We start from the raw sequence: 24,498 nt of genomic DNA, 5'->3' as shown, positions 1-24,498 counted from the left end.
TTGAATGCAGCCGACTGTCGGACACAAAACAAAGAAGACCGGGTGGAAACGATGACGCGAAAGAGCGCGAAGCTGTGTGCAATGTTCGTGGGTGCGACAGCTGCGCTGGGTGCGACCAGCGCATTCGCGGTAACGCTGGCGGAGGATGCAGACAACGTCTGTAAGAGCCTCGTCGGCGGTGGCGATGCCGTCAAGATCGACTCCGCGGCGCTGCAGTCGCCGTCGCAACTGGCCGTTGCCGAACGCGGCCCGACGCCGGCCGGCCGCATCGCGCCGGCCAATCCTGCCTTCTGCAAGGTACTCGGCCATATCGAGTCCGTTGATCCCAAGGCGCCCCCGGTCAAATTCCAGGTCAATCTGCCTGTCGAATGGAACGGGCGCTCGGTGCAATATGGCGGCGGCGGCTTCAACGGCGTGCTGATCACCGGCCTCGGGTTGCCGCCGGCCTATCCCTTCGACAAGCCGTCGCCGCTGGCGCGTGGCTTCGCCACCTACGGCACCGATTCCGGCCATGAGTCCAAGCCCGGCGAGCCGCCGCAGCTGTTCGCGCTCAATGACGAAGCGTTCGAGAATTTTGCCCACCGCGCCTACAAGAAGGTGCGCGACGCCGCGGTGGCGCTGATGCAGCGCGCCTATGGCAAGAAGCCGGACAAGATGTACTTCATGGGCTCGTCCGAAGGCGGGCGCGAAGCGCTCACCATGGCGCAGCGCTACCCCGATGATTTCGACGGCATTTTCGCACGCGTGCCCGTCATCAACTGGGTCGGCTTGCAGCATGCGGGCACCCGCTCCGGCCTCGTCACCATGGGCGGGGGCTGGATCAATCCGGCGCAGGTGAAGCTGGTCGGTGACGCCGTGCGGGCCGCTTGCGACAAGGCCGATGGTTCCGACGACGCGCTCGTGCAGGATCCTGTCGGCTGCAAGACGGCGTTCAAGGTCGAGACGCTACGTTGCACCGAGGGCAAGAGCGGCGATCAATGTCTCACCGACGCCCAGATCAAGGCAATCGATACGCTGCACGCGACTTACAAATTCCCGTTCACGCTGGCCAACGGCCTCGACGACTATCCCGGCTGGGGCGTGTCGGGCGAGGATACACCGGCGATCGGGCCGACCGGCGGCTGGATGGCGTGGTGGCTCGGCACCGCACCGCCGGCGCAGCCGCCTGCGCCGAACAACGGCATCGCCTGGATTTACGGCGCCGGCGGCATTCAATATGTGTTCGCGCGCGATCCGAAGCTCGACGTCACCACCTACAAGGTCGAGGACCACAAGGCGCGGCTGCTGGAAGTCTCCAGCCTGATGGATTCGACCGATCCCGATCTCAGCCGCTTCCGCGCTCGCGGCGGCCGGCTGATCATGCTCGAGCACTTGGCCGACTACGCGCAGAGCCCCTATGCCGGCATCCGCTATTTCGAGAGCGTCGAGCGCAAGCTCGGCAAGGCTGAGACCGCGGAATTTGCCCGACTCTACACCGCGCCCGGTGTCGATCATGTCGGCTCCGGCGCGCCGGCCAATGTCGACATGCTGACCGCGCTGGTCGATTGGGTCGAGAAGGGCACGGCGCCGGGCGATCTGGAGGTCACCGAGCAGAAAGTCGAAGCGCCGTCATTTGCGGTTACGCGCGCGATGCCGCTGTGCCGCTGGCCGGCCTGGCCGCATTACAAGTCGGGCCCTGTGACCGCGGCTGCGAGCTTCACCTGCGCGCCGTAGGGCGCCGACAATCTCCACAGCGTCGTGGCCGGGCATGTCCCCGGCCATCCACGCTTTGCCACGCAGCACTGAGAATGTGGATGCCCGGGACAAGCCCGGGCACGACCATCTCTTGCTAGTGTGCCCCACCCCCTCCGCCCGCCGCCTTCACCCGCCGCGTCAGTAGCACCGCGATCACAGCCAGCACCAGCACGACGCCGATCACGGCAAAGGTGTCGGAGAAGCCCATCACCAGCGCCTGGCGCTTCACTGTCTTACCGAGTGCGATGATGGCCTGCTCGCGGGCGGCGTTGGGGTCGGGCACGCCGTGGGCGATGAAGTAATCCGTCATCTGCGCGATGCGGGTGCGGACCTCTTCGCGGCCGAGCGTCACGGAATGGCCGATGATGTTGGAGTGGAATTGCTCGCGCTTGGTGACGATGGTCGCGAGCACCGCAGTGCCGATGGCGCCGCCGAGGTTGCGCATCATGTTGGAGATACCGGAGGCCGCAGGCGCATCCTGCGGCGCGACGCTGCCGAGGCTGAGCGCCGACAGCGGCGCCAGCGTCAGGGCCTGGCCGACGGCGCGGACGACATTCGGAATGAAGAACTGATCGCCGGAATAGTCGACCGACATCATGATGTTCATGAACGAGCTGGCGGCGAACAGCAGCAGGCCGACGGCAGCGATGTAGCGGGTGTCGAAACGCTGCATCAGCTTCGGCACCAGCGGGATCAACAGCAGCTGCGGCAGGCCCGTCCAGGCCAGCACATTGCCGATCTGCTCGGCATTGTAGCCCTGCACCTGGCCGAGATAGGCCGGCAGCAGATAGACCGAGCCGAACAGCGCGAAGCCGAGGAACACCGCAGCGATAGTGCCGACGCCGAAATTCCACTGTGTCAGCAGGCGGAGGCGGAGCAGCGGCTTCTCGACCACGAGCTCGATGGTGATGAACAGCGACAGGCTGATCGCGGCGATGATTGCAAGCCGCACGATGAAGGGTGAGCCGAACCAGTCGTTCTTGTTACCTTCCTCGAGCACGGCCTGCAGCGAGGCCAGGCCAACTGCCATCGTGGCGATGCCAAACCAGTCGCCTTCACGCAGCAATCCGAGATTCAGGGGAGCACGTTCCAGGGTGAGGAACAGAATGCTCACCATGACCGCAGTCGGCAGCAGGTTGACGAAAAAGATGGTCTGCCAGCCGTAATTCTCGGTCAGATAGCCGCCGATGGTCGGACCGATCGCGGGCGCGAACGTTACGGCCAGCGAGAACATGGCGAGGCCGATCGGCTGCTGACCCTTCGGCAGCTTGGTGAAGACGAGCGTGAAGGCCATCGGGATCAGCACGCCGCCGAAGAAGCCCTGGAAGCCGCGCATCGCGATCATCGAGGGAAGGTCGTGCGTGAAGGCACAGGCAACGGAAAACGCCGCAAACAGCGAGGCAAAGCTCAGCATGATGTTGCGGAACGAGAACACCCGCGACAGATAGTCGGTCAGCGGGATCACGATGATCTCGCCGATCAGATACGACGTCGAGATCCAGGATCCGTTGTCGACACCGGTGCCGATGCCGCCCTCGATGTTGAGCAGCGAGGCATTGGTGATCTGGATGTTCAGGATCGCCATGAAGGCGCCGATCATCGCGGCGAAGACGGCGATCCAGACCGTAGCACTTGCTCTGTTAGGATCGGCGGCGGCGCGATTAGGCGTCGCGGCCGATATGGCTGGTGCTGGCGTCGAGATTGAGAGGCTGTTTGACATGGCACGACCCTCCGGAAACAAGCTTGGCTTTGGGCTTCGTTGAGGGCGTCGTTGCCGCTTGCGCGGTCGGCGCTGAACGGGTTGCGATCGTCGGGATGACGGACATGCCGGGCCGCAGCTCGATCGCAGGCGCGGTCTCGGCGTCCAGCGCGATCTTCACGGGAATGCGCTGCACGATCTTGGTGAAGTTGCCGGTGGCGTTGTCGGGCGGCAGCAGGGCGAACTCCTGGCCGCTGGCCGGCGCGATGGAATCGACATGACCGTGCACCACCTGGCCCGGGAACGTATCGACCTCGATCTCGACCTCTTGTCCGGCATGGACATGGGTGAGCTGGGTCTCCTTGAAATTGGCAACGACATAGGCGCCCTCGGCGGGCACGATCGACATCAGCTGCGTACCGGCCTGCACGAGCTGGCCGACACGGAGCGTGCGGTTGCCGATGACGCCGTCGATCGGCGCGACGATCGTGGTGTAGCCGAGATTGAGTTCGGCTTGATGCTGAAGCGCGGCGGCGCGGGCGGCCGCGGCGTTGGCCTGCGCGATCTCGGCCTTCAGCAGCTCGACCTGCTTCAGCGCCGAGGCGAGGTTGGCGGTGTCGCGCTGGATCGCAGCTTCGGCGCCGGCGTTGCGTGATTGCGCCTGCTGCGCATTCTGCACGCTGCCATAACCAGTCGCGGCGAGATCGGTGTAACGCTTGTTCTCCTGCTGCGCAAAAGTCTTTGCGGCGGTGTCGACATCGATGGTCGCCCTGGCTGCGGCGATCACCGCATCCTGAACGTCGAGCTGCGCCTGCTTGCTGGCGATCGTCGCATTCGCTGCGGCGACGTCGGCCTTGGCCTGGTCGAGCGCGACGCGGAAGTCGCGGTCGTCGATCCGCGCCAGCACCTGGCCGGCCTTCACATGCTCGTTATCGCCGACCAGAACGCGGTCGAGATAGCCGCTGACCTTCGGCGCGATGGTGGTGTTGTCGGCCTTCACATAGGCGTCATCGGTGGAGACGAGGAAGCGGCCGATGGTCCAGTAATCGTAGCCATACCAGCTGGCACCGGTGAGGGCGGCGAGCGCCACTCCCGCAAGCAACAGCTTACGAAAGCTCAGCTTTTGGCGGGGCGCGGGTTTCTGCGTGACAGGCAAAACACCTTCTGGTGCAGGTGTTGGAACCACGGCGGCATCGGACTTGGTCGGGTTGGTATGGACGGTCATCGCCGCCTCCCTGAATTAGGAAACTTGACGATTTCCAAAATAGGATTAGCGTTGGGACTGTCAATCGAATGACAGGCATCATTTAAAAACATGGCTCAGGCAAAACCGTCATCAGAGTGTCGTCCGCGCGGGCGGCCGCCGGTGCGCAGCGACGAAGAGACGAAGCGGATCGTCATCGAGGCCGCGCGGCACGCCTTCGCGGTCGACGGCTACGCAGCAACCAGCACCGAAGAGCTGGCGCGCGGCGCCGGCATCTCCACCAAGACTCTCTACCGGCTGTTTCCCGGCAAGGCGGCGCTGTTCGAAGCCATGTGCGCTGACAGGCTCGAGCGGTTGCTCTCCGACGTCAATCTCCAGGCCAACAACCAGGCCGACATCGAAACCAGCCTGGCTGCCGTGCTGGTCGCCTGTGCCGATCTCGCACTCGATCCGGAGGTCGTGTCGCTGCAGCGCATGGTGCTGCAGCAATCGGCGACGTTCCCCGACCTTGCTGCGAATTTTTACCGGGATGGCATCGCGCGTACCGCGGCGGCGCTGGCGGGTTGGCTGCGCGATCAAGTCAAGAAGAAGCGCCTCGCGCTTGATAATGTCGATGAAGCCGCCGGCATGATGATCGGCATGATGGTGTCGGCGCCGCAGCGCGCGGCGATCTACGCCTGCCTGACGCTGCCCTCGCGCAAGGAAATCGAGAAGCGGGCACGGGTATGCGCCGCAACTCTTCTCGACGGCTGCCGCGGGGCGTCGCGCTAGCGACGACAGGCTTTGACAACAGGCCGTCGTCCCAATATATGTTTCGCATGCGAAAGAAATTGCCTGAGGCCAGGCATCACCGGCTGATCTACCTCCTGAGCGTCGCGCAACGGCGATTGCAGCGCTGGATGGCGGCGCAGCCGCAAAACGAGGTGACGCCGGCGCAGGCAGGGCTGTTGTTCATCCTCGGCAAGCAGGACGGCGTCCTGATGGGCGAGGCGGGTGCGGCGCTTGATCTCGGCCCGGCCGGCATTTCGGGCCTGGTCGATCGCAGCGCCGCGGCAAAGCTGGTTGAGCGGCGCGCTGATCACGACGACGGCCGCGCCTGGCGCGTGTGGCTGACGCCGAAAGGGCGCCATGTACTGGCGCAGGCGAAAGCCGATACGGCCGCGATCAATGCCGCGCTGACGGAAGGATTTACCAGCGCCGAGATCGATGTCGTCGCGCGTTGGCTGACCAGCATTCAGGACAAGTTTCCAAGAGACTCCATAAGAGACGTGACAAGAGACCCAGATGAATAAGAGGAGATACTCATGACCGAGCATGTGCGAGTTGAAAACAACAACGGAATTCTCACGCTCACTTTGGCGCGCTCCGACAAGAAGAACGCGTTGACGGATGCGATGTACGGCAAGCTTGCCGACGCCATCGAAGCCGCCGAGTCCGACCCGTCCGTGCGCGTGTTGCTGATCCGCGGCGAGGGCGACATGTTCACCGCGGGCAACGACGTCGGCGAATTCGCCGCCGTCGCGTCAGGCAAGTCCGAAGGCAGCCGCAATGTCGGACGCTTCATCCAGTCGCTGGCGCGTTGCACGCGGCCCCTTGTTGCCGCCGTGCAGGGCCGTGCCGTCGGCGTCGGCACCACGATGCTCCTGCATTGCGATCTGGTCGTGCTTGCCGAGAATACGCAGTTGTCGACGCCCTTCGTCAGCTTGGCGCTGGTGCCGGAAGCCGCCTCCAGCCTCCTGATGCCGGCGCGGATCGGCTATGCCCGCGCCTATGAGATGTTTGCACTTGGCGAGACCGTGCCGGCCAAGTCCGCGCTGGAATGGGGCCTCGTCAACCGCGTGGTGCCGCTCGACAAGCTCGATACCGAGGCGCTTGCGCTCGCCCAGCGTCTGGCCCGGCAGCCGGCCGGCGCGCTCATCGCGACCAAGAAGCTGATGCGCAACGGCGAGGCGCTGGTGGCGCAAATGCAGGCCGAGGGCGAGCAGTTCGCGAAGCGTCTGCGCACGGCCGAGGCGCGCGAGGCGTTTACGGCGTTCGCCGAGCGGCGTCCGCCTGATTTCACGAAGGTTTCTTGACGATGCGGACCTGACAAAAGGTTTGGCAAATCGCGAACGACCTGCATTTGACTAAACCCTTAACGGAACATTGGCATGTCGCGATGCAAGGTGGCCTCTCCTGGAAGTAGGCCCCTTGTGACCCATGGCAATGTTTAAGAAATCGGTAAGCTCGCTCCTCCTGACCTTGATGGCCCTGCTGGCGGCCGGCGCGCTCGCCTCTACGGCGATCCAGATGGTCGGGGCCTTCGGCCGCTACAACGACAGTCTCGAGACGGCGCGGCTCGCCGCCGCCGACAAGGCGATCTTCCACGGCGTGCTGTCCCTGCGCAACAATCGCGGCGATGCCCAGAGCGCGATCCTCGGCGACGACGATCCGCGCGCAAAGCTCGCCGAGGCAGAGAAGGCGGAGCAGGGCGGCTATGAGGGCATCAGCGCCGCCCTCGCCACGATCGATTTTGCCCGCCGCGATGAACTGGCAAGCAAGCTGAAGCAGGGCTGGGGTGAGGCCGCGCCGCAATTCCAGCTGTTCTATGATGAAGCCAAGCGTCCGCGCGCCGAGCGCAAGATCGAGCGGACCAACTCCTGGTACGATGCCGTCACCAAGGTGATCGACACCGCAAATCTCGCCTCGACCGCAGTGTCGAACCGGGCCTGGATGAACGATCCCTTCATCGCCCGCATGATCCAGGTCCGCCGCCTCGCCTGGCAGGTGCGCGACCGCTATGGCATCCATTGCTCGGTGCTGCGTTCGAACGTCAACAGCAGCAAGCCGCTTGACGACACCCAGAAGCGCTCGCTGGCGCAATGGGACGGCACCATCGCCTCCGGCTGGGCCGGCATGACCGAGTTGCTGGCCGCGCCAGATGTGACCGCGGAACTGGCCACTTCGGCCAAGGAGGCGAAGGCCAAAACCGACGGCGTTCTCAAGCAGATCGGCGATCTCACCAAGAACTTTGACGGCAGCGGCAAGCCGGCGATGGCGGCGGCGGATTGGAATGCGCTGTGCCAGTCGCCGTTCCCGCTCATTGTCGGTGTCGCGACCAAGGCGCTCGACCAGTCGATCGCGCGAGCCGAGACCGTTCAGGCCAAGGCGCTGACCAATCTCATCGTGCAGTCGCTGGCGTTCCTGGCGGCGCTCGCCGTGACGCTGGCCGGCGTCTATGTCGTGCGCAATCGCCTGATGCGTCCGGTCCGCGCCATTCTCGACGCGATCGCCCGGATCAGCGCACGCGACTACGCGACGCCGGTTCCGCAATCCCGCTATCCCGACGAGTTCGGCACCATGGCCGCCGCGCTTGAAAGCCTGCGCGAGAGCGCGGCCACCGCGGAACGTCTCGGCCAGGAACGCGAATCGCAGCAGGCGCTGCAGCTGGCCCGCTCTGGCACCGTCGACGAGGCGTGCCGGAGCTTCGACGACACCGTGCAGGCGGTGATCCAGAGCGTCGCGGCATCGGCCAAGGAACTCGATGCCACGGCGACCGACGTGCGCACGCTGGTGTCGGAATCGAGCAGCCAGACGGCCGCGGTCTCCTCCGCCGCCGAGCAGGCCACCAACAATCTTGAAAGCATCGCGGCCGCGACCGAGGAGCTCTCGGCCTCCGTCGGCGAAATCTCCGCGCAGGTGCAGTCCAGCGCACGCGATGCGCGCGAAGCGGTGTCGCAGGTCGAGCAGACCAACGCGACGGTCGAAATCCTCGACCAGACCGCCGGCCGTATCAGCGAAGTCGTGAAGATGATCCACGCCATTGCCGGCCAGACCAATCTGCTCGCCTTGAACGCCACCATCGAGGCGGCCCGCGCCGGCGAAGCCGGCCGCGGCTTTGCTGTGGTTGCCGGCGAGGTCAAGAGCCTAGCGTCGCAGACCGCGACCGCGACGGAAGAAATCTCGCGCCAGGTCGAGGAGATTCAGGGCGCGACCGGCCAGGCCGTCGCCGCCATCCGTTCGATCGGGGGCGCCATCAGCGGCATCGACGAGAAGATGACGGCCATTGCCGCCGCGGTCGAACAGCAGCGCGCGGCTACCACGGAGATCTCGCGCAACTTCCAGCATGCCGCCCAGGGCACCCGCGAGGTCACCGACACCATCGGCAGCGTGGCCCAGCTCAACCAGGAGACGGGCAATGCCGGCACGGTGCTGTTCCAGTCCGTGACCAAGATGTCGGCCGACGCCGACCGCCTGCGCGTCGCGGTGGAAGGCTTCCTCGGCGCCGTAAAGTCCGCTTAAGGCCTCATTCCCGGCTCAACGGAACGCGGTTCGGCATTGCCGCGCCTGCCTGCGACCTGTAAATGGTAGCGGTACCAAGCTCTAACGGACGGGACTACAGGGAGATAATTTCGATGCCGGTCACCCCACATAAGGCCCAGCGCCCCTATCGCGGCGTGTTTCCGGTCGCACCCACCATCTTCGACGAGCGCGGCGAGCTCGATCTCGAGGGCCAGCGCCGCTGCATCGACTTCATGATCGATGCCGGCTCGCATGGCATCTGCATCCTTGCCAATTTCTCCGAGCAGTTCGTGCTGACCGATGCCGAGCGCGAGAGCGTCATGCATGCGGTGCTGGAGCAAGTCGCCGGCCGCGTGCCCGTCATCGTCACCACCACTCATTTCAGCTCGGCGGTGTGCGCGGCGCGCAGCAAGCAGGCGGAGGCCGCCGGTGCCGCCATGGTGATGGTGATGCCGCCCTATCACGGCGCCACCTTCCGCGTGCCGGAGAAGGGCATCGTCGAATTCTTCAAGGTGCTCTCGGGCGCGATCGACATCCCGATCATGATCCAGGATGCGCCGGTTGCGGGCACGCCGCTGTCGGTCGAGCTGCTGGCGCGGCTGGCGCGCGAATTCTCCAACATCCGCTATTTCAAGATCGAAGTGCCCGGCGCGGCCGCGAAGCTCCGCAGCCTGATCGAGGTGGGCGGCAAGGAGATCGAGGGCCCCTGGGATGGCGAGGAAGCGATCACGCTGATGGCCGATCTCGACGCGGGCGCGACCGGTGCGATGACCGGCGGCGGCTATCCCGACGGTATCAGGCAGATCATCGATCCTTATTTCGCGGGCGATCGAGAGAAGGCGAAGGCCGCCTATGAACGCTGGCTGCCGCTGATCAACTACGAGAACCGCCAATGCGGCCTGATCGCTTGCAAAGCGATGATGCAGGCTGGGGGCGTGATCAAGTCGGATATGGTCCGCCATCCGCTGCAACCGCTGCATCCGGCGACGAGGGCGGGATTGCTGGAGCTCGCCAAGGAGCGCGACGCGCTGGCGCTGCGGTGGGGGAAGTAGAGCCACGCGCTCAGCCCTTGTAGGGTGGGCAAAGCGGCTTGTCCGCCGTAGCTCGAAAAGCGGAGCGGAAGCGTGCCCACGACCTGCGTATTTTTGAAAAAAGAACGTGGGTACAGCGCTTTGCGCCTTTGCCCGCCCTACGAGACCGGTGCCAGCGTCCACTCGCTGATGATGCGGAAGCACGCCTTCGCATCATCCTGCTTGAACAGCGCAATGCGATCGATCTCCAGCGTATCGAGACCAAGCCCCGCAAATCTCGCTCGCAGCATCTCCAGGATCGGGCCGCGGCGCTCCGCATCGAGCCGTCCGGTCAGGGTCATGTGGAAGCGGAATTCTTCCATCACGTAAGGGTAGCCCCAGCGGTCAAGATGCTCACGCTGCCGCTCGCTGAGCTTTTCGGGTCGGCGACGCGCGCGGTCTTCCGCCGTGAGGATAGGGCGGAAGCAATCAAAATCGCGGGTGCAATCGGCGGCGAGCTGTTGAAGCGCGTCGCCCGGCTCGGCCGGAATGACGGCAATGAAGCCGCTGATGGAATCGACGATTGGGCGGATCACCGGGATCGGGCGCGCCTTGCCGGCGAATGTCGCACAGGCCGCCACGAGTTCGGCCTCGGTCTTGCCTGAGGCCAGCGCCATCGGCGCCTTCAGCGTGCCGTGAAAACCGTATTTGCGGGGATCGGCGGTGACGTCGTGCCAGTCGGCGGCGACGCGCAGGGCGTCGCCGGGAAAGGGCACTTCGTCACCCGTGTAGGCATCATAGCCCAGCAGCTCGGCGCCGAAGCGCGAGAGCGCGTTGTCGGCGCCGGCGGCAAAATAGATCGCGTAGCGGGGGAAGCCTGTCATCCGCAAAGCATAGCCAATTTATGCCGCAACGACAGTCTCGCGCGATGTTGCCGCCATGCCAGCCAGCCGCGCCGCATCGGTGAGATGGACGAGTTTGCCGGCCGCGATGACCGCGACCAGCCGCGGACGCATCGGCGTGCTGTCGTCGACGAGCAGGATGTCGGCGCGACGGCCGGCAGCGAGCGTGCCGCGATCGGTCAGGCCGGTGGCCTCTGCTGGCGCCGACGAGATCAGCTTCCAGGCTTCGTTAAGCGGTAGCACGCCGTCGGCGGCAAGCCGGAATGCGGCGAGCAACGGCGCCGGATAATAATAGTCCGAGGCCAGCACTGTGCAGAGTCCCTTGGCGACCATGTCGGACGCCTTGGTCCAGCCGGTGTGGCTGCCGCCGCGCACGACGTTCGGTGCGCCGTAGACGATGGCATCGCCATGACAAGCGGCCTCGCGCGCCGTCTCCTCGTTGACCGGAAACTCGGCGAGCCTCACGCCCATGTCGCGAAAATTCCGGCGCATCTCCGGCGTCTGATCGTCATGCGAGAGCATCCGCACCTCAGCCGCGCGCGCCGCTGCTGCGAGCCGGGTGATCGAGGCCGGAACATCGGCCGCGCGCGAGACGATATGCGCGACGAGCTGGTCGAAATCCTCGCTCGACAGGCCAGTGCGCTCCACCATGCGGTTGCGCTTGCGTGGATTCGAGATGTCGGCAACGACCCCGTCCATGTGGTCGTTGAAGGCGAACAGGTCGACGCGGCCCTCGGCCAGCCACTGTCTTATCTCGGCCTCCGCATCGAGATTGTAGGTCTCGTGCCGCAGATGGAAACGGGTGTCGGCGGCGAAGTGAGGACGCTGCCGCTCGATCGCCTCGAGTAGGCGCCTGGCATTGTCGCCGCTGCGCAGGCCCGGCTCCCACGACCAGGTGGTGGCATGGAAGACTGTGGTGATGCCGTTGCCGATGACCTGGCGGTCGGTATCGGCTAGCGCGACGTCGATCGGGAAATCGACGCCGGCGCGCGGCATCATCTGCCGCTCGAAGGCATCGCCATGCAGGTCGACGATGCCGGGCAGCACCAGCAAATTGCGCGCGTCGATCGCCATGAGCGCGCGGCCGCGAGGTGCATCGATCTGCGCAATATCGGTTCCGAATGTGGTGAGCGATGTTTCGGCAAGCTCGGAGCCAATCAGGGTCCGGCCACCCTCGATGAAAATGTCTGTCACGCGACCGCGCTTCGTTTGCTGGAAGAGGAACTTGCTTCTGCTTCGTATGCCGACAGGAAATCTTCAATTGCGAGCTTGCGGAAATTGGGCAGCGCGTCACGCAATTTGTCGTGATCCCAATCCCACCATGCCAGCTTGGCGAGCCGTCCGGCAACCTCCTCCGAGAACCGTCGCCGCAAGATGCGCGCCGGATTGCCGGCGACAATGGTATAGGCCGGCACGTCCTTGGTGACGATGGCACCGGCCGCGATGACCGCGCCGGTGCCGATGTTGCGGCCCGGCAGCACCACCGCCCCATGGCCGATCCAGACGTCGTGGCCGATGTGAACGTGATGCTGGCGCCGCCAGTCGAAGAACTCGTGGTCGTCGCTCTCGCCCGGAAAATAGGCACTGGAGCGGTAGGTGAAATGTGCCTGCGTGGCGCGGTGCATCGGGTGGTTGCCGGGATTGATGCGCGTCATCGCCGCGATCGAGCAGAACTTTCCGATGGTGGTGTAGGTGATCTGCGCGTCGTTGACGACGTAGGAGTAATCCCCCATCACCACCTCGTGAAGGATGGTGCGCGCTCCGACCTCGGTATAGGCGCCGAGCCTGACCACGTGCAGCTTCGCCGAAGGATCGATGGTCGGCTCGACCGATAGCACCTTGGCCATGTTGCATCCGGACGTTCGAGGGCGGGGCGCTCGTCTTCGAGTGGCTTGATGACATCATCATGACGATGCGATGACAGGGGATGAAGTGTGTAGGATCGCCGCACCGCATTGTGCATGTCACACAAGTGTCAACCGCCGAGGATAGCGGTGGGCTCCAGCTACTCTGGAGCCCTGCATGCTGGTGGTTGAAGGTCTGACGTGCTGCTTCGGCGCAAAAGCCGCGGTGGACGAGGCTTCGTTTCAAATCTCCCCCGGCGGCTTCGTCGGCGTGATCGGGCGCTCCGGCGCCGGCAAGTCGACGCTATTGCGAACCATCAATCGTCTGGTGACGCCGACGCAAGGCCGCATCCTGTTCGACGGCCTCGACGTGACGGCGCTGCGCGGCAAGGAGTTGCGGCAGTGGCGGGCGCGATCGGCGATGATCTTTCAACAGTTCAATCTGGTCGGCCGGCTGGACGTGCTGACTAATGTGCTGATGGGACGCCTCGCCACCATGCCGGCCTGGCGTTCCCTGTCGCAGATCTGGCCCGAGCAGGACAAGGCGCTCGCCATGTCGGCCCTCGAACAGTTCGATATCGCCGCGCTGGCCGCCCAGCGCGCCGACCAGCTCTCCGGCGGCCAGCAACAGCGCGTCGCGATCGCGCGGGCGCTGGTACAGCAGCCCGACATTATCCTCGCCGATGAACCGATTGCCTCGCTCGATCCGCGCAACACCAAGATCGTCATGGATGCGCTGCTGCGCATCAACAAGCATTTCGGCATCACCGTGCTTTGCAACCTGCATTCGCTCGACCTGGCGCGCAGCTATTGCGATCGCCTGATCGGTATGGCAGCGGGCCGGGTGGTGTTCGACGGCGCGCCGTCCGCGCTGACTGACCTTGTCGCGCGTGAGCTCTACGACCTCGAAGCCGCCGATGTCATGGGCGGCACATCCGCCCCGGCGCCCGAGGCCGTCCCGGCACTCGGAACGGCAGCGGCGGCCTGAGCGGCTCCGCATCGCTACTTTCGCTTCAACCGACCTCAACCTGGGAAGAGGACTAATATGATCACTCGCAGACTCATTCTTGCCGGCGCCGCCGCACTGACCTTTGCCGGATCCGCTTCCGCCGAAGACTGGAAGACGAAATATCCGGAGATCACCTTCGCCGCCATTCCGGCCGAGAACGGCTCGGGCGTGACCGAGCGTTATGGCCCCTTCATCAACTATCTGTCGAAGGAGCTCGGCGTGAAGGTGACGCTGCGCGTCGCCAATGACTACGCCGCCCTCATCGAAGGCCAGCGCGCCGGCAACATCCACATCGGCTATTACGGTCCGGCTTCCTTCGCGCGTGCCCGTCTCACCGGCGTCAAGACCGACGCTTTCGTCATCGACGTCAACTCTGACGGCTCGAAGGGTTACTACTCGGTATTCTACGTGCTGGCGAAGTCTCCGTACCAGAAGATCGAGGATCTCAAGGGCAAGAATCTCGGCCTGGTCGACCCGAACTCGACCTCGGGCAACAACATGCCCCGCTTCAAGCTGAACGCGATGGGGATCGATCCGGACGCTTACTTCTCCAAGGTCGTCTTCACCGGCAGCCACGAGAACGCGGTTCTTGCTCTCGCCCAGGGCACCGTCGACGTCGCCGCCAATTGGTGGAACGCCGACGATGATTCCAACCTGACTCGCATGCTCAACAAGGGCATGGTGAAGTCGCCCGATGGCGCCGTGATGAAGAAGGAGGACTTCCGCATCATCGTGAAGTCCGACCTCATCATCAACTCGCCCTATGCCTATCTCAGCGATCTGCCTGAAGACATGAAGGCAGCGATCAAGAAGGCCTTCATCGACGCGGCGACCAAGGACCCCGAGGCGTTCAAGAAGCTCTCCGACGGCAAGAACAAGCCGTGGGAGCCGGTCGCCAACGACGATTACAACAAGACCATCGAGCTGATTAAGTTCGTCGACAATCTGCGTAAGAAGGCGTCCTGAGCTCGTCGGGACGACGCACTGGAGCCGGGGCGATGGACCCGGCTCTTTTTCTTGATGGACCCGTATTCTCGATGACGGTTGCGGTTTCGATCCTTCCCGAGCAGCAACTCGCTGCCCTGAACGCCGCGTATAGCAAGGCGCTCGCGCGCAAGCGCTTGCGCCTGCTGGCGGGCTTCGCCGTCTTCGTTGCCGCGCTGATCGTGGCGTCGATCGGCGCCGAAGTGAACTTGCGTACTTTCTTCACTTATTTCGGCAACTTCATCAGCTATTTCGACCGTATCCTCACCCTCGACAGCGGCCAGCGGGTCTGGACCAATTTTGGCGAATGGTTCTGGGGCCTGCGCAAATGGCTGAAGCTGCTCGGCGAGACGCTGCTGATCTCCTATGTCGGGACGCTGATCGGCGCCGTTCTCGCCTTCCTGCTGAATTTCTTCTCCGCTGAGAACACCTCGCCCGCGCCCTGGTTGCGCTTCACCGTCCGGCGCCTGCTGGAATTCGCCCGCACGGTGCCAGGTATCGTCTTCGCGCTGATCTTCGTCATGGCCTTCGGCCTCGGTCCGGTGGCGGGCGTGCTCGCGATCGCGATCCACTCCACCGGCGCTCTCGGCAAGCAGTTTTCCGAGATCGTCGAGAACGCCGACATGAAGCCGGTCGAAGGCATCCGCTCGACCGGCGCGAGCTGGATCTCCTGCATGCGCTTTGCGATCCTGCCGCAGGTCTCCGCGGGCTATGCCAGCTACGCGCTGCTGCGTTTCGAGATCAATGTGCGCGAGGCCTCGGTGATGGGCTTTGTCGGCGCCGGCGGCATCGGGCAGGAGCTGATCGTCGCTATCAGAAAATTCTACTACTCCGACGTCAGCGCCATCCTTGTGACCATCATCGTCACGGTCTTCCTGATCGACATCACCACCGGCTGGGTGCGCGCCCACCTGTTCGGCAAGGAGGCGCGGAATTGAGCAAGCCGCAGGACGTCGACACCGCGGAGCTCCGCGCGCGCTATCCCGATGTCTTCAACCGTCCGGCATCGGCGCGCCTGGCGACGCCGTCGATGCTCGTCGCGGCGCTTGCGATCTTCGTGTTCGGCCTGGTCGATCTCGATTTCTCGCCGTCGCGTTTCATCACGGGGCTGAGCCAGCTCGGCTGGATCAGCATGATGATGATGCCGCCTGATCCCGGCTCGTCGCTGCCGCTCTATCTGCAGGCGCTGGGCGAGACGCTCTCTATCGCGTTGCTCGGCACCACGCTTGCCGCCCTCCTCGCGCTGCCGGTCAGCCTGCTGGCCGCCCGCAATATCGTGCCTCACATCGTCCGCTTTCCAGTGCGGCGGTTCCTTGATTCGATCCGCGGCGTCGACACGTTGATCTGGGCGCTGGTCTGGATCAACGTCGTCGGGCTCGGTCCGTTCGCCGGCGTGCTCGCCATCGCGGTGTCGGATTTCGGCGCATTCGGAAAACTGTTCTCGGAAGCGATCGAAGGCGCCGACCAGAGGCAGGTCGAGGGGATCCGTGCCTCCGGCGGCAGCGCGCTGCACGAGATCCGTTTCGGACTGCTGCCGCAGGTGCTGCCTGTCATCGCCGGCCAGGTGCTGTATTTCATCGAGTCGAACACGCGCTCGGCCACCATCATCGGCATCGTCGGCGCCGGCGGCATCGGCCTCCAGCTCGCTGAGCAGATTCGCGTGCTGGAATGGCAGAAGGTGTCGTTCCTGATCCTGATGATCCTGGTCGCCGTTGCCGCGATCGATTTCATCTCGGGCAAGCTGCGGTTTGCGATCATTGGACGAAGGGCCGTCGCCTAAGCGCAGGTGCCGTAGGGTGGGCAAAGCGGAGCGTGCCCACCACTTCTCTCGAATCATGGAAAGATCGTGGGCACCGGCGCAAGAGCGCCTTTGCCCAGCCTGCGGCACCGTTTTCGTGGAGAGAGCGGCCGGCCCTACGGCTCGACCAGAAACTCTACCCGCTCCGCCGCAAAGCGCGAATGCTTCGTCACCAGCGGCTTGCCCTCGAGATCGAGGTCCGTCGCGTCGACCACCAGGATCGGCCGCCCGAGCGGCAGGTCGAGCCGCGCGGCATCGGTCGCATCGATGATGCCGGCGGTGATCCTGGTCGCACCGCGGCGATAGTCGCGGATCCCGTAATGCTCGAGCATCTTCGTCATCGAGCGCGTGGCTGAAAACACCGTGCCGGCGCCTGGAAACCGCTCCGCCGACAGCCAGGTCGTGGAGACGCAGATCGGCGTGCGATCGGCGAGGCGGATGGCCTCGATCCGCACCAGCGGCGCGCCGGTCTTCAAACCCAGTTCGCGCGCCAGTTCGCGGGTTGCGACATCCTCTGACGCCTCAATCAGGCGGCCATGCGGCTCGCGGCCTTCGGCGCCGACGATCTCCGAGAAGCGCGTGCGCGAGCGCAAGGGATAGGCGAGCTTCTGCGCCTCGACATAGGTTCCGCTGCCGCGCTCGGCGCGCACGATGCCGCGCTCGGCAAGGGCTGCGAGCGCGCGCCGCACGGTGTGCCTGTTGACGCGATAAGTTTCCGCGATCTCCATCTCGCCCGGCAATTTGTCGCCGGCGGCAAAACGGCCGTCGGCGATGCCGCGCTCGATGCCGTCGGCAACGAGGCGCCACAGCGCGACGCCTGAAGAGGCGGTGTCCTGCATACTCATGTCGGCGGCCAGCCTAGCCCGGAAATCACACGTTTGTCACGAAACAGTCATGGCGCTTCCGTATCAAGTTGTCTATTATCATAGACAACTTGAGTTCGACAAGAGTCGGTGGATTCGGTGAGCCAACACAACACCCAGCAAGCCCAGCGCAAGGCCGCCATGGCCGTGCTGGCGCACGCGGAGGCGGGCGAGATCGCCGCCCGTCTCCGCACAATCTCCTTGCCTGGTCATCAGGATTTACGCGAACCGGAGAATGGTCTGGTGATGCTGCGCGGCCGGGTCGGCGGCGATGGCGCGCCTTTCAATCTCGGTGAGGCCACGGTGTCCCGCGCAGCGGTGCGGCTTGCGAGCGGCGAGGTTGGTTTCGGCTACACGCTTGGGCGAAATAGCGAGAAGGCGCGGCTGATCGCCCTGTGCGACGCATTGGTGCAGTCGCGCGACTTCGGCGCCGCCGTCGAACGCGACGTAATCGCACCGTTGCGCGAGCAGCTTATGGTCAGACGCAAGCAGCAGGCCGAAGAGACCGCTGCGACGAAGGTTGATTTCTACACCATGGTGCGCGGTGAAGGGTGAGGCCATGACAACGATTGCGGAACTGCCGCCGGGGTTCGTCGACAAGGTGTTGTCGGCGCAATCGACCTTTCGCTCGGTCATGGACGCGATGGCGCGGCCGGGTGCGGTCCAGCGCATCGTGCCGATGGCGGGAACACCTGAAACGATGATGCGCGGCACTGCCGCGATCGCGCTGACCCTGTTCGATCACGACACCCCGCTCTGGCTCGATGCGCGCATGGCTGAGAGCACTGACGTCCTGAAGTGGCTCAAATTCCACACCGGTGCGCCGGTGATCCATGATTGCTCCATCGTGGCTTTCGCGCTGATCAGCGACGGCGTGTTGCTGCCCAATCTCGAGCGTTTCGCGCTGGGCACCAACGAATATCCAGACCGTTCGACCACCGTCATCCTTCAGGTCGAGAGCCTGGATTCGGGGCAAAACTTCGAGCTCCGCGGCCCCGGCATCGACGGCGTCGCGACGCTCCAGGCCGCGTTCAAGCCTTTCGATTTGTTCGAGCAGCTGCGCTTCAATGAGACTCTGTTTCCGCGCGGCATCGACGTGGTGCTGGTCGCCGACGATGCCGTGGTTGCGATCCCGCGCACCACGCGTGTCATGAGCAAGGGAGGCTGATGCATGTATGTCGCAGTCAAAGGCGGCGAACGCGCCATCGAGAACGCCCATCGCCTGCTCGCCAATGCCAGGCGCGGCGACCAAAGCGTTGCGGAAGTCTCGCTCGACCAGATCTCGGAACAGCTTGGGCTCGCCGTCGACCGCGTCATGAGCGAAGGTTCGCTCTATGACCGCGAGCTCGCGGCGCTCGCGATCAAGCAGGCACGCGGCGATCTGATCGAGGCGATCTTCCTGGTCCGCGCCTTCCGCGCCACCCTGCCGCGCTTTGGCGCCAGCGAGCCGGTCGACACCGGCGCGATGCGGGTGCAGCGGCGGGTGTCCTCGACCTTCAAGGACATTCCGGGCGGCCAGATCCTCGGGCCCACCTTCGACTATACCCATCGCCTGCTCGATCCCTCGCTCGCCCAGGGCTTTGTGCCGGAAGCGCCGGCCGTGGCCGAAGCATCCACGGCGCCGACGCCGCGCGTGACCGACATTCTCGGCCGCGACGGGCTGATCGAATCATCGCCGCAGGCCGAAGACGGCGCCAGCGTCGGCGATCTCACGCGAGAGCCGCTGAACTTTCCGGCGGACCGCGACCTGCGCCTGCAAAATCTCGCCCGTGGCGACGAAGGCTTTCTGCTGGCGATGGGCTACTCCACCCAGCGCGGCTACGGCCGCAACCATCCCTTCGCCGGCGAGATCCGCTTCGGCGAGGTCGAGGTGGAGTTCGCTGCCGAAGACGTTGGCTTCGCCGTGCCTCTCGGTTCTATCGAGCTGACCGAGTGCCAGATGGTCAACCAGTTCAAGGGCTCGGCCACGGAAGCACCGTGCTTCACCCGCGGCTATGGCCTTGCCTTCGGCCAGAGCGAGCGCAAGACCATGTCGATGGCACTGGTCGACCGGGCGCTGCGTGCCCGCGAGCTCGGTGAAGAGGCCTTGGCCCCTGCGCAAGATGAAGAATTCGTGTTGTCGCATTCGGACAACGTGCAGGCGACCGGCTTCGTCGAGCACCTCAAGCTGCCGCACTATGTCGACTTCCAGTCCGAGCTCGGCCTTTTGCGCAAGCTGCGCAAGGAATTTGCCGAAGCCTCTCCCGATGCCGACGCGCCCGATGCCATGAAGGAGGCCGCGGAATGAACGCGCCCGCCTACAACTTCGCCTACTTGGACGAACAGACCAAGCGGATGATCCGCCGCGCCATCCTGAAAGCGATCGCGATCCCCGGTTACCAGGTCCCGTTCGCCAGCCGCGAAATGCCGATGCCGTATGGCTGGGGCACCGGCGGCGTGCAGGTGACAGCTGCGATCCTGGGACCGCGGGACGTGCTGAAGGTGATCGATCAGGGGTCTGACGACACCACCAACGCGATCTCGATCCGCAAATTCTTCGCCAAGACCGCCGGCGTCGCCACGACGACGTCGACCGACGAGGCGACCGTGATCCAGACGCGCCACCGCATCCCGGAAGCGTCGCTGCACCAAAGCCAGGTGCTGGTCTATCAGGTGCCGATCCCCGAACCGTTACGCTTCCTCGAGCCGCGCGAGACCGAGACGCGGCGCATGCATGCGCTTGCCGAATACGGCCTGATGCATGTGAAGCTCTACGAGGACATCGCCCGCTTCGGCCACATCGCGACCGCCTACGCCTATCCGGTGAAGGTGAACGCGCGCTACGTGATGGATCCGTCGCCGACGCCGAAATTCGATAATCCCAAGATGGATAATTGCCCGGCATTGCAATTGTTCGGCGCCGGCCGCGAGAAACGCATCTATGCGATCCCGCCTTATACCCAAGTGGTGTCGCTCGATTTCGAGGATCACCCGTTCGAGCCGTACCGCTTCAACGCGCCCTGCGCGCTGTGCGGCGCCGAAAATTCCTACCTCGACGAGATCGTCACCGACGACAAGGGCAGTCGCATGTTCGTCTGCTCGGACACCGACTATTGCGAGGGACGTCAGGCCGCCGGCCATCACGGTGCGCTGAGTGCTGCGCCGTACAAGGACAAGGCGCGGGGAGAAGCAAATGGCTGATCAGGACCTTCTTGAAACCGATCAGCCGCTGCTGATCGCCGATCGCCTCAGCAAGTCCTACGGCCGCATCGTCGCCTGCCGTGATGTGTCGTTTGCGCTCTATCCCGGCGAGGTGCTGGCGATCGTCGGCGAATCCGGGTCCGGCAAGTCGACGCTGTTGCAGATGCTATCGGGCCAGCTCGCGGCGAGCGGCGGTGGTGTGTCCTATCGGATGCGCGACGGCGTCACCCGCGATCTCGCCGCGCTCGGCGAGGCCGAGCGGCGCCTGCTGTTCCGCACCGATTGGGGCTTTGTGCACCAGGATCCGGCACAGGGCCTGCGCATGGCGGTCTCGGCCGGCGCCAATGTCGGGGAGCGGCTGATGGCCGTGGGCTGGAACCATTACGGCCGCATTCGCGAGAGCGCTTCCGACTGGCTCACGCGCGTCGAGATCGACGTCGCGCGTATCGACGATGCACCGCGCACCTATTCCGGCGGCATGCGTCAGCGTCTGCAGATCGCCCGCAACCTCGTCACCGGCCCGCGGCTGGTGTTCATGGACGAGCCGACCGGCGGGCTGGATGTTTCTGTGCAGGCGCGTCTGCTTGATCTCCTGCGCAATCTCGTCGCCGAATTGCATCTCGCTGTGGTCATCGTCACCCACGATCTCGCGGTCGCACGGCTGTTGTCGCATCGCGTGATGGTGATGAAGGGCGGCTGCGTCATCGAGACAGGTCTCACCGACCAGGTGCTCGACGACCCGCGCGAGCCCTACACCCAGCTCCTCGTTTCCTCGATTCTGCCGCCATGAACTTTGCAACATGAGTCTTCCGATGACCGCCATGATCGACATCGCCGACGCTTCCAAGACCTTTACGATGCACCTGCAAGGTGGCATCGAACTGCCCGTCGTGCGCGGCGTGACCTTTCAGGTCCCGCCGGGCGAGTGCGTCGTGCTGTCGGGGCCGTCAGGCGCCGGAAAATCGTCGATCCTGAAGATGATCTTCGGCAATTATCGCTGCGACTCCGGCCGCATCGGCATCCGCCATCGCGGCGATGTGATGGATCTTGCCACCGCCGAGCCGCGGCAAGTGCTCAACGTCCGGCGTTCCACAATCGGCTATGTCAGCCAGTTTTTGCGGGCGGTGCCGCGGGTTGCTACCATCGACGTCGTCGCCGAGCCGCTGATCGCCGGCGGCATGACCCGCGCGGATGCGCAGGCGCGTGCCGGTGAGCTGTTGCATCGTCTCAACATCCCCGAGCGACTCTGGCAGCTTCCGCCCGCGACCTTCTCCGGTGGCGAGCAGCAGCGCGTCAACATTGCGCGCGGCTTTATTTCGGATCTGCCGATCCTGCTGCTGGACGAGCCGACCGCCTCGCTCGACGCCGCCAACCGCGCCGTCGTGGTCGCGCTGGTCGCCGAGAAGAAACGTAGTGGCGTCGCCATGGTCGCCATTGTCCATGACGACGAAATCCGCCATTTGATTGCCGACCGCATCGTCGACGTCACCAGTTTTGCCGCCGCGGCCTGAAGGACAAGGGACATGAAGCCGAAGGAATCAATCATCGCCAACGCCAGGATCGTGCTGGCTGACAGGGTGATCGAACAGGGCTGGCTTGCTCTTGCCGATGGACGCATTGCCGGGATCGGCGAGGGCAGGGCCCCCGCGGGCGCAGAGGACGCCGGCGGCGATCTCGTGATGCCCGGCTTGATCGAACTCCACACCGATCATCTCGAAGCGCATTACGTGCCGCGCCCCAAAGTGTTCTGGAATCCGGTCGCGGCCGTCATCTCCTATGACGGCCAGCTCGCGACCTCAGGCATCACCACTGTGTTCGACTCGCTCCGGGTCTGGCGCGAGGACGGCGCCGAGGAGGTCGATGGCCGCGCTGGCGTGCTTGCCGCCGCGATCACGACCGCGCGCGATGGCAATCTGCTGCGCGCCGACCACTTTCTGCATCTGCGCTGCGAAATCCCGATGCCGAGCGTGGTGGAAGAGGCCAAGGAGCTGATCGACCGGCCCGACGTCAAGCTGATGTCGCTGATGGACCATACCCCCGGCCAGCGCCAGTTCCGCGACGAGGTCAAGCTGCGCGACTATTATCGTGGCAAGGGCGGCGGCATGACGGATGCCGAGCTCGACGAACTGTTCACAAGGCGCTTCGACTATCAGAAGAGATATGCTGCGGCCAACATGCGCGAGATCGTGGCGCTGGCGCATGAGTACAAGATCCCCTTGGCGAGCCATGACGACACCACGGAGGAGAACGTCGCCGATGCCGTGCGCGACGGCGTCGCAGTGGCGGAATTCCCGACCACGCTCGAGGCCGCGCGCGGCCTGCACCAGGCCGGGATTGACATTTTGATGGGCGCGCCGAACGTGGTGCGCGGCGGCTCGCATTCCGGCAACATCGCCGCGATCGATCTCGCCCGCGAAGGCCTGCTCGACATCCTGTCGTCGGACTACATTCCGTCGAGCCTCTTGATGGGCGCACTGCAATTGCCCGAGCATGCGCCGTCGATCAGCCTGCCGGCCGCGGTTCGGACCGTGACCAAGGCGCCCGCCGATGCGGTCGGCCTCACCGATCGTGGCGAGATCGCAATCGGCAAGCGCGCCGACCTGATCCGGGTGCATGTTGCCGGCAGTGTTCCCGTGGTGCGCAGCGTCTGGCGCGAAGGGGGCCGCGTCGCATGAGCGAGGTCGCGGCCATGGCGCAGGGTAAGGCGGGTGCGATTGGTCCCGGCCGCCTCGTGCTCGTGGTCGGGCCGAGCGGCGCCGGCAAGGACACGCTGCTGCGGTTGGCGCAGGCGGCCTGTGCCGACGACCACGACATTGTCTTCCCGCGCCGCGTCGTGACGCGTGCATCGTCCGCTGACGAGGATAATGTCGCAGTGAGCCCCGACGAATTCACCCGCGCCCGCGAGCGCGGCGATTTTGCCGTGCACTGGAACGCGCATGGCCATTCCTATGCGCTGCAGCTGGAAATCAACGACGACATCCGCGCCGGGCGCGTCGTCGTCGTCAACGTCTCGCGCACCGTAATCGCCGCCTTGCGCCAGGCCTATGCCAATGTCATCGTGGTCGCGATCACGGCGCCGCCGGACGTGTTGGCGCAGCGGCTCGCCGCGCGGGCGCGGAACAGCGATGGCAATATCGCCAACCGGCTCGCGCGCAACGTTGACGACGCCTCGGCCAGTGCCGATGTCACGATCCTCAACGCCGGCAGCGCGGAGGATCACAGCCGCCAGCTCGTGGGCGTGATCAGGAACGAAGGCTGGCACGATTAGCCCGCACAACAAGGAGACTGGAATGTCGGTGATAGAGACGGTCGAACAGCTGGAAGCCATCTACGGCACCACCAACGACGCCTCGACTGTGAAAGTTGCCGATCACGTCACCCCGCTCTACCGTGTCTTCATCGAGAAGGCGCCTTTTGCGGCACTCGCCACCATCGGGCCTGAGGGCATCGATTGCTCGCCGCGCGGCGATCTGCCCGGATTCGTCCGTATCCACGATCCCAAGACGCTGATGCTGCCGGATCGCCGCGGCAACAACCGGGTCGACTCCTTGCGCAACATCGTGCGTGACTCTCGCGTGTCGCTGATGTTCCTGATCCCTGGCTCCGGTAACGCCGTCCGCGCCAACGGCCGGGCGCATCTCTCTGTTGATCCCGAGCTGCTTGAATCGTTCAAGGTCGAAGGCAAGGCGCCCCGCAGCGTCATGGTGATAAACGTGGAAGAGATCTATTTCCAATGCGCCCGCGCCATCGTCCGCTCCGACCTCTGGAATCCCGACAAGCGCGTCGATCCGAAGATGTTGCCGACGCCGGGGCAGATTCTGGCGGAGATGAGCCAGAACAAGGTCGGCGGCGCGGAGTATGACCGCATCTGGCCGGAGCGAGCGGCTGCGACGATGTGGTAGTTGTTTCTTCCGTCCCCCCTTGTGGGAGAGGGTGGCTCGCCGCGAAGCGGCGAGACGGGTGAGGGGGCTCTTCTCACGAAAGGCGTTG

At 64.7% G+C, this 24,498-nt stretch carries 25 protein-coding genes; 19 read left to right on the top strand and 6 right to left on the bottom strand.

All coding sequences use genetic code 11. The features are described from left to right. Positions 1-51 precede the first annotated feature (51 nt). Complete coding sequence (locus L6637_RS18985; protein WP_237859660.1) at positions 52-1,713, top strand: tannase/feruloyl esterase family alpha/beta hydrolase; 1,662 nt, start codon at positions 52-54, stop codon at positions 1,711-1,713. A 115-nt stretch (positions 1,714-1,828) separates the two neighbouring features. Here L6637_RS18985 and L6637_RS18980 read toward each other — a convergent pair whose 3' ends face one another. Together L6637_RS18980 and L6637_RS18975 are read right to left on the bottom strand one after the other, a co-directional pair. After that, the gene (locus L6637_RS18980) at positions 1,829-3,454 is read right to left on the bottom strand and encodes an MDR family MFS transporter (protein ID WP_276575747.1); all 1,626 of its coding nucleotides are present in this window, start codon (positions 3,452-3,454) and stop codon (positions 1,829-1,831) included. Continuing rightward, positions 3,396-4,658, bottom strand: coding sequence for an HlyD family secretion protein (locus tag L6637_RS18975; RefSeq protein ID WP_237859657.1), 1,263 nt, complete (start codon positions 4,656-4,658; stop codon positions 3,396-3,398). Before L6637_RS18975 ends, L6637_RS18980 begins: the two co-directional genes overlap by 59 nt. 141 nt (positions 4,659-4,799) lie before the next feature. Between L6637_RS18975 and L6637_RS18970 the strand changes: the two genes are divergently transcribed. The 5 genes from L6637_RS18970 (at position 4,800) to L6637_RS18950 (ending at position 9,970) form a co-directional block, all read left to right on the top strand. After that, a complete protein-coding gene (locus L6637_RS18970) occupies positions 4,800-5,408 on the top strand; it encodes a TetR/AcrR family transcriptional regulator (RefSeq protein ID WP_237859655.1) in 609 nt (202 codons plus the stop codon). A gap of 47 nt (positions 5,409-5,455) precedes the next feature. Further along, positions 5,456-5,929, top strand: coding sequence for a MarR family winged helix-turn-helix transcriptional regulator (locus L6637_RS18965; protein ID WP_237859653.1), 474 nt, complete (start codon positions 5,456-5,458; stop codon positions 5,927-5,929). A 12-nt stretch (positions 5,930-5,941) separates the two neighbouring features. Then, positions 5,942-6,712: an enoyl-CoA hydratase gene (locus L6637_RS18960; protein ID WP_237859651.1), complete on the top strand. Its 771-nt coding sequence runs from the start codon at positions 5,942-5,944 to the stop codon at positions 6,710-6,712. 124 nt (positions 6,713-6,836) lie between these two features. Further along, entirely contained in the window at positions 6,837-8,918 is a 2,082-nt protein-coding gene (locus L6637_RS18955) for a methyl-accepting chemotaxis protein (protein WP_237859650.1), read from the top strand. A 113-nt stretch (positions 8,919-9,031) separates the two neighbouring features. Next, on the top strand, positions 9,032-9,970 hold the full coding sequence (locus L6637_RS18950; RefSeq protein ID WP_237859649.1) for a dihydrodipicolinate synthase family protein: 939 nt from the start codon (positions 9,032-9,034) through the stop codon (positions 9,968-9,970). A 137-nt stretch (positions 9,971-10,107) separates the two neighbouring features. Here L6637_RS18950 and L6637_RS18945 read toward each other — a convergent pair whose 3' ends face one another. From L6637_RS18945 to L6637_RS18935, 3 genes are read right to left on the bottom strand one after another with little or no spacing between them, the layout of a single operon-like run. Continuing rightward, positions 10,108-10,812 (bottom strand): DUF1045 domain-containing protein, encoded by a 705-nt coding sequence (locus L6637_RS18945; RefSeq protein ID WP_237859648.1) that lies wholly within the window; start codon positions 10,810-10,812, stop codon positions 10,108-10,110. A gap of 18 nt (positions 10,813-10,830) precedes the next feature. Beyond that, positions 10,831-12,024 (bottom strand): alpha-D-ribose 1-methylphosphonate 5-triphosphate diphosphatase, encoded by a 1,194-nt coding sequence (locus tag L6637_RS18940; protein WP_237859647.1) that lies wholly within the window; start codon positions 12,022-12,024, stop codon positions 10,831-10,833. Beyond that, positions 12,021-12,677 (bottom strand): LbetaH domain-containing protein, encoded by a 657-nt coding sequence (locus L6637_RS18935; protein WP_237859645.1) that lies wholly within the window; start codon positions 12,675-12,677, stop codon positions 12,021-12,023. Before L6637_RS18935 ends, L6637_RS18940 begins: the two co-directional genes overlap by 4 nt. Positions 12,678-12,852: 175 nt before the next feature. Between L6637_RS18935 and phnC the strand changes: the two genes are divergently transcribed. From phnC to phnE (L6637_RS18915), 4 genes are all read left to right on the top strand, one after another. Further along, positions 12,853-13,662, top strand: a complete 810-nt coding sequence (gene phnC, locus L6637_RS18930) for a phosphonate ABC transporter ATP-binding protein (RefSeq protein ID WP_237859643.1) — start codon at positions 12,853-12,855, stop codon at positions 13,660-13,662. Positions 13,663-13,719: 57 nt separating this feature from the next. Then, positions 13,720-14,649 carry a phosphonate ABC transporter substrate-binding protein gene (gene phnD / locus L6637_RS18925; protein ID WP_237859640.1) on the top strand — a complete coding sequence of 310 codons (930 nt, stop codon included), beginning with the start codon at positions 13,720-13,722 and terminating at the stop codon, positions 14,647-14,649. Between the two features lie 71 nt (positions 14,650-14,720). After that, positions 14,721-15,605 carry a phosphonate ABC transporter, permease protein PhnE gene (gene phnE / locus L6637_RS18920; RefSeq protein ID WP_237861283.1) on the top strand — a complete coding sequence of 295 codons (885 nt, stop codon included), beginning with the start codon at positions 14,721-14,723 and terminating at the stop codon, positions 15,603-15,605. Then, positions 15,602-16,447, top strand: coding sequence for a phosphonate ABC transporter, permease protein PhnE (gene phnE, locus L6637_RS18915; protein ID WP_237859638.1), 846 nt, complete (start codon positions 15,602-15,604; stop codon positions 16,445-16,447). Before phnE (L6637_RS18920) ends, phnE (L6637_RS18915) begins: the two co-directional genes overlap by 4 nt. A 134-nt stretch (positions 16,448-16,581) precedes the next feature. On the opposite strand, the gene phnF is transcribed toward phnE (L6637_RS18915), so the two are convergent. Further along, on the bottom strand, positions 16,582-17,310 hold the full coding sequence (gene phnF, locus L6637_RS18910; RefSeq protein WP_237859636.1) for a phosphonate metabolism transcriptional regulator PhnF: 729 nt from the start codon (positions 17,308-17,310) through the stop codon (positions 16,582-16,584). 159 nt (positions 17,311-17,469) lie between these two features. Here phnF and phnG point away from each other — a divergent pair, with 159 nt between their 5' ends. The 9 genes from phnG to L6637_RS18865 are packed head-to-tail and all read left to right on the top strand — an operon-like array spanning position 17,470 to position 24,410. Next, positions 17,470-17,883, top strand: coding sequence for a phosphonate C-P lyase system protein PhnG (phnG, locus tag L6637_RS18905; protein ID WP_249798114.1), 414 nt, complete (start codon positions 17,470-17,472; stop codon positions 17,881-17,883). A 4-nt stretch (positions 17,884-17,887) separates the two neighbouring features. Next, positions 17,888-18,496, top strand: coding sequence for a phosphonate C-P lyase system protein PhnH (gene phnH, locus L6637_RS18900; protein WP_237859632.1), 609 nt, complete (start codon positions 17,888-17,890; stop codon positions 18,494-18,496). Between the two features lie 3 nt (positions 18,497-18,499). Beyond that, entirely contained in the window at positions 18,500-19,615 is a 1,116-nt protein-coding gene (locus L6637_RS18895) for a carbon-phosphorus lyase complex subunit (protein WP_237859630.1), read from the top strand. Further along, positions 19,612-20,508, top strand: a complete 897-nt coding sequence (locus L6637_RS18890) for an alpha-D-ribose 1-methylphosphonate 5-phosphate C-P-lyase PhnJ (protein ID WP_237859628.1) — start codon at positions 19,612-19,614, stop codon at positions 20,506-20,508. Before L6637_RS18895 ends, L6637_RS18890 begins: the two co-directional genes overlap by 4 nt. Further along, on the top strand, positions 20,501-21,298 hold the full coding sequence (gene phnK, locus L6637_RS18885; RefSeq protein ID WP_237859626.1) for a phosphonate C-P lyase system protein PhnK: 798 nt from the start codon (positions 20,501-20,503) through the stop codon (positions 21,296-21,298). Before L6637_RS18890 ends, phnK begins: the two co-directional genes overlap by 8 nt. 22 nt (positions 21,299-21,320) lie before the next feature. Then, positions 21,321-22,019 carry a phosphonate C-P lyase system protein PhnL gene (phnL, locus tag L6637_RS18880; protein ID WP_237859624.1) on the top strand — a complete coding sequence of 233 codons (699 nt, stop codon included), beginning with the start codon at positions 21,321-21,323 and terminating at the stop codon, positions 22,017-22,019. Positions 22,020-22,031: 12 nt separating this feature from the next. Further along, entirely contained in the window at positions 22,032-23,183 is a 1,152-nt protein-coding gene (locus L6637_RS18875) for an alpha-D-ribose 1-methylphosphonate 5-triphosphate diphosphatase (RefSeq protein ID WP_237859622.1), read from the top strand. Beyond that, positions 23,180-23,776, top strand: coding sequence for a phosphonate metabolism protein/1,5-bisphosphokinase (PRPP-forming) PhnN (gene phnN, locus L6637_RS18870; protein WP_237859619.1), 597 nt, complete (start codon positions 23,180-23,182; stop codon positions 23,774-23,776). Before L6637_RS18875 ends, phnN begins: the two co-directional genes overlap by 4 nt. 22 nt (positions 23,777-23,798) lie before the next feature. Then, positions 23,799-24,410, top strand: coding sequence for a pyridoxamine 5'-phosphate oxidase family protein (locus tag L6637_RS18865; protein WP_237859617.1), 612 nt, complete (start codon positions 23,799-23,801; stop codon positions 24,408-24,410). Positions 24,411-24,498 lie beyond the last annotated feature (88 nt).

This window comes from Bradyrhizobium zhengyangense (assembly GCF_022012435.1).
Lineage (GTDB): Bacteria > Pseudomonadota > Alphaproteobacteria > Rhizobiales > Xanthobacteraceae > Bradyrhizobium > Bradyrhizobium zhengyangense.
Note: the sequence above shows the minus strand (reverse complement) of the source record. Positions and strands in the feature narration are given on the sequence as shown.

Bases quoted from the DNA above. Each gene is read 5' to 3' on its own strand.
- L6637_RS18965 (WP_237859653.1), top strand. From the start codon at position 5,456: ATGCGAAAGAAATTGCCTGAGGCCAGGCATCACCGGCTGATCTACCTC.
- phnC (WP_237859643.1), top strand. From the start codon at position 12,853: ATGCTGGTGGTTGAAGGTCTGACGTGCTGCTTCGGCGCAAAAGCCGCG.
- phnE (WP_237861283.1), top strand. From the start codon at position 14,721: ATGACGGTTGCGGTTTCGATCCTTCCCGAGCAGCAACTCGCTGCCCTG.
- phnG (WP_249798114.1), top strand. From the start codon at position 17,470: ATGGCCGTGCTGGCGCACGCGGAGGCGGGCGAGATCGCCGCCCGTCTC.
- phnL (WP_237859624.1), top strand. From the start codon at position 21,321: ATGACCGCCATGATCGACATCGCCGACGCTTCCAAGACCTTTACGATG.
- L6637_RS18875 (WP_237859622.1), top strand. From the start codon at position 22,032: ATGAAGCCGAAGGAATCAATCATCGCCAACGCCAGGATCGTGCTGGCT.
- L6637_RS18890 (WP_237859628.1), top strand. From the start codon at position 19,612: ATGAACGCGCCCGCCTACAACTTCGCCTACTTGGACGAACAGACCAAG.
- L6637_RS18945 (WP_237859648.1), bottom strand. From the start codon at position 10,812: ATGACAGGCTTCCCCCGCTACGCGATCTATTTTGCCGCCGGCGCCGAC.
- L6637_RS18975 (WP_237859657.1), bottom strand. From the start codon at position 4,658: ATGACCGTCCATACCAACCCGACCAAGTCCGATGCCGCCGTGGTTCCA.
- L6637_RS18865 (WP_237859617.1), top strand. From the start codon at position 23,799: ATGTCGGTGATAGAGACGGTCGAACAGCTGGAAGCCATCTACGGCACC.
- phnD (WP_237859640.1), top strand. From the start codon at position 13,720: ATGATCACTCGCAGACTCATTCTTGCCGGCGCCGCCGCACTGACCTTT.
- L6637_RS18980 (WP_276575747.1), bottom strand. From the start codon at position 3,454: ATGTCAAACAGCCTCTCAATCTCGACGCCAGCACCAGCCATATCGGCC.
- L6637_RS18950 (WP_237859649.1), top strand. From the start codon at position 9,032: ATGCCGGTCACCCCACATAAGGCCCAGCGCCCCTATCGCGGCGTGTTT.
- phnH (WP_237859632.1), top strand. From the start codon at position 17,888: ATGACAACGATTGCGGAACTGCCGCCGGGGTTCGTCGACAAGGTGTTG.
- L6637_RS18955 (WP_237859650.1), top strand. From the start codon at position 6,837: ATGGCAATGTTTAAGAAATCGGTAAGCTCGCTCCTCCTGACCTTGATG.
- phnF (WP_237859636.1), bottom strand. From the start codon at position 17,310: ATGAGTATGCAGGACACCGCCTCTTCAGGCGTCGCGCTGTGGCGCCTC.
- L6637_RS18935 (WP_237859645.1), bottom strand. From the start codon at position 12,677: ATGGCCAAGGTGCTATCGGTCGAGCCGACCATCGATCCTTCGGCGAAG.
- L6637_RS18895 (WP_237859630.1), top strand. From the start codon at position 18,500: ATGTATGTCGCAGTCAAAGGCGGCGAACGCGCCATCGAGAACGCCCAT.
- L6637_RS18960 (WP_237859651.1), top strand. From the start codon at position 5,942: ATGACCGAGCATGTGCGAGTTGAAAACAACAACGGAATTCTCACGCTC.
- L6637_RS18985 (WP_237859660.1), top strand. From the start codon at position 52: ATGACGCGAAAGAGCGCGAAGCTGTGTGCAATGTTCGTGGGTGCGACA.
- phnK (WP_237859626.1), top strand. From the start codon at position 20,501: ATGGCTGATCAGGACCTTCTTGAAACCGATCAGCCGCTGCTGATCGCC.
- phnN (WP_237859619.1), top strand. From the start codon at position 23,180: ATGAGCGAGGTCGCGGCCATGGCGCAGGGTAAGGCGGGTGCGATTGGT.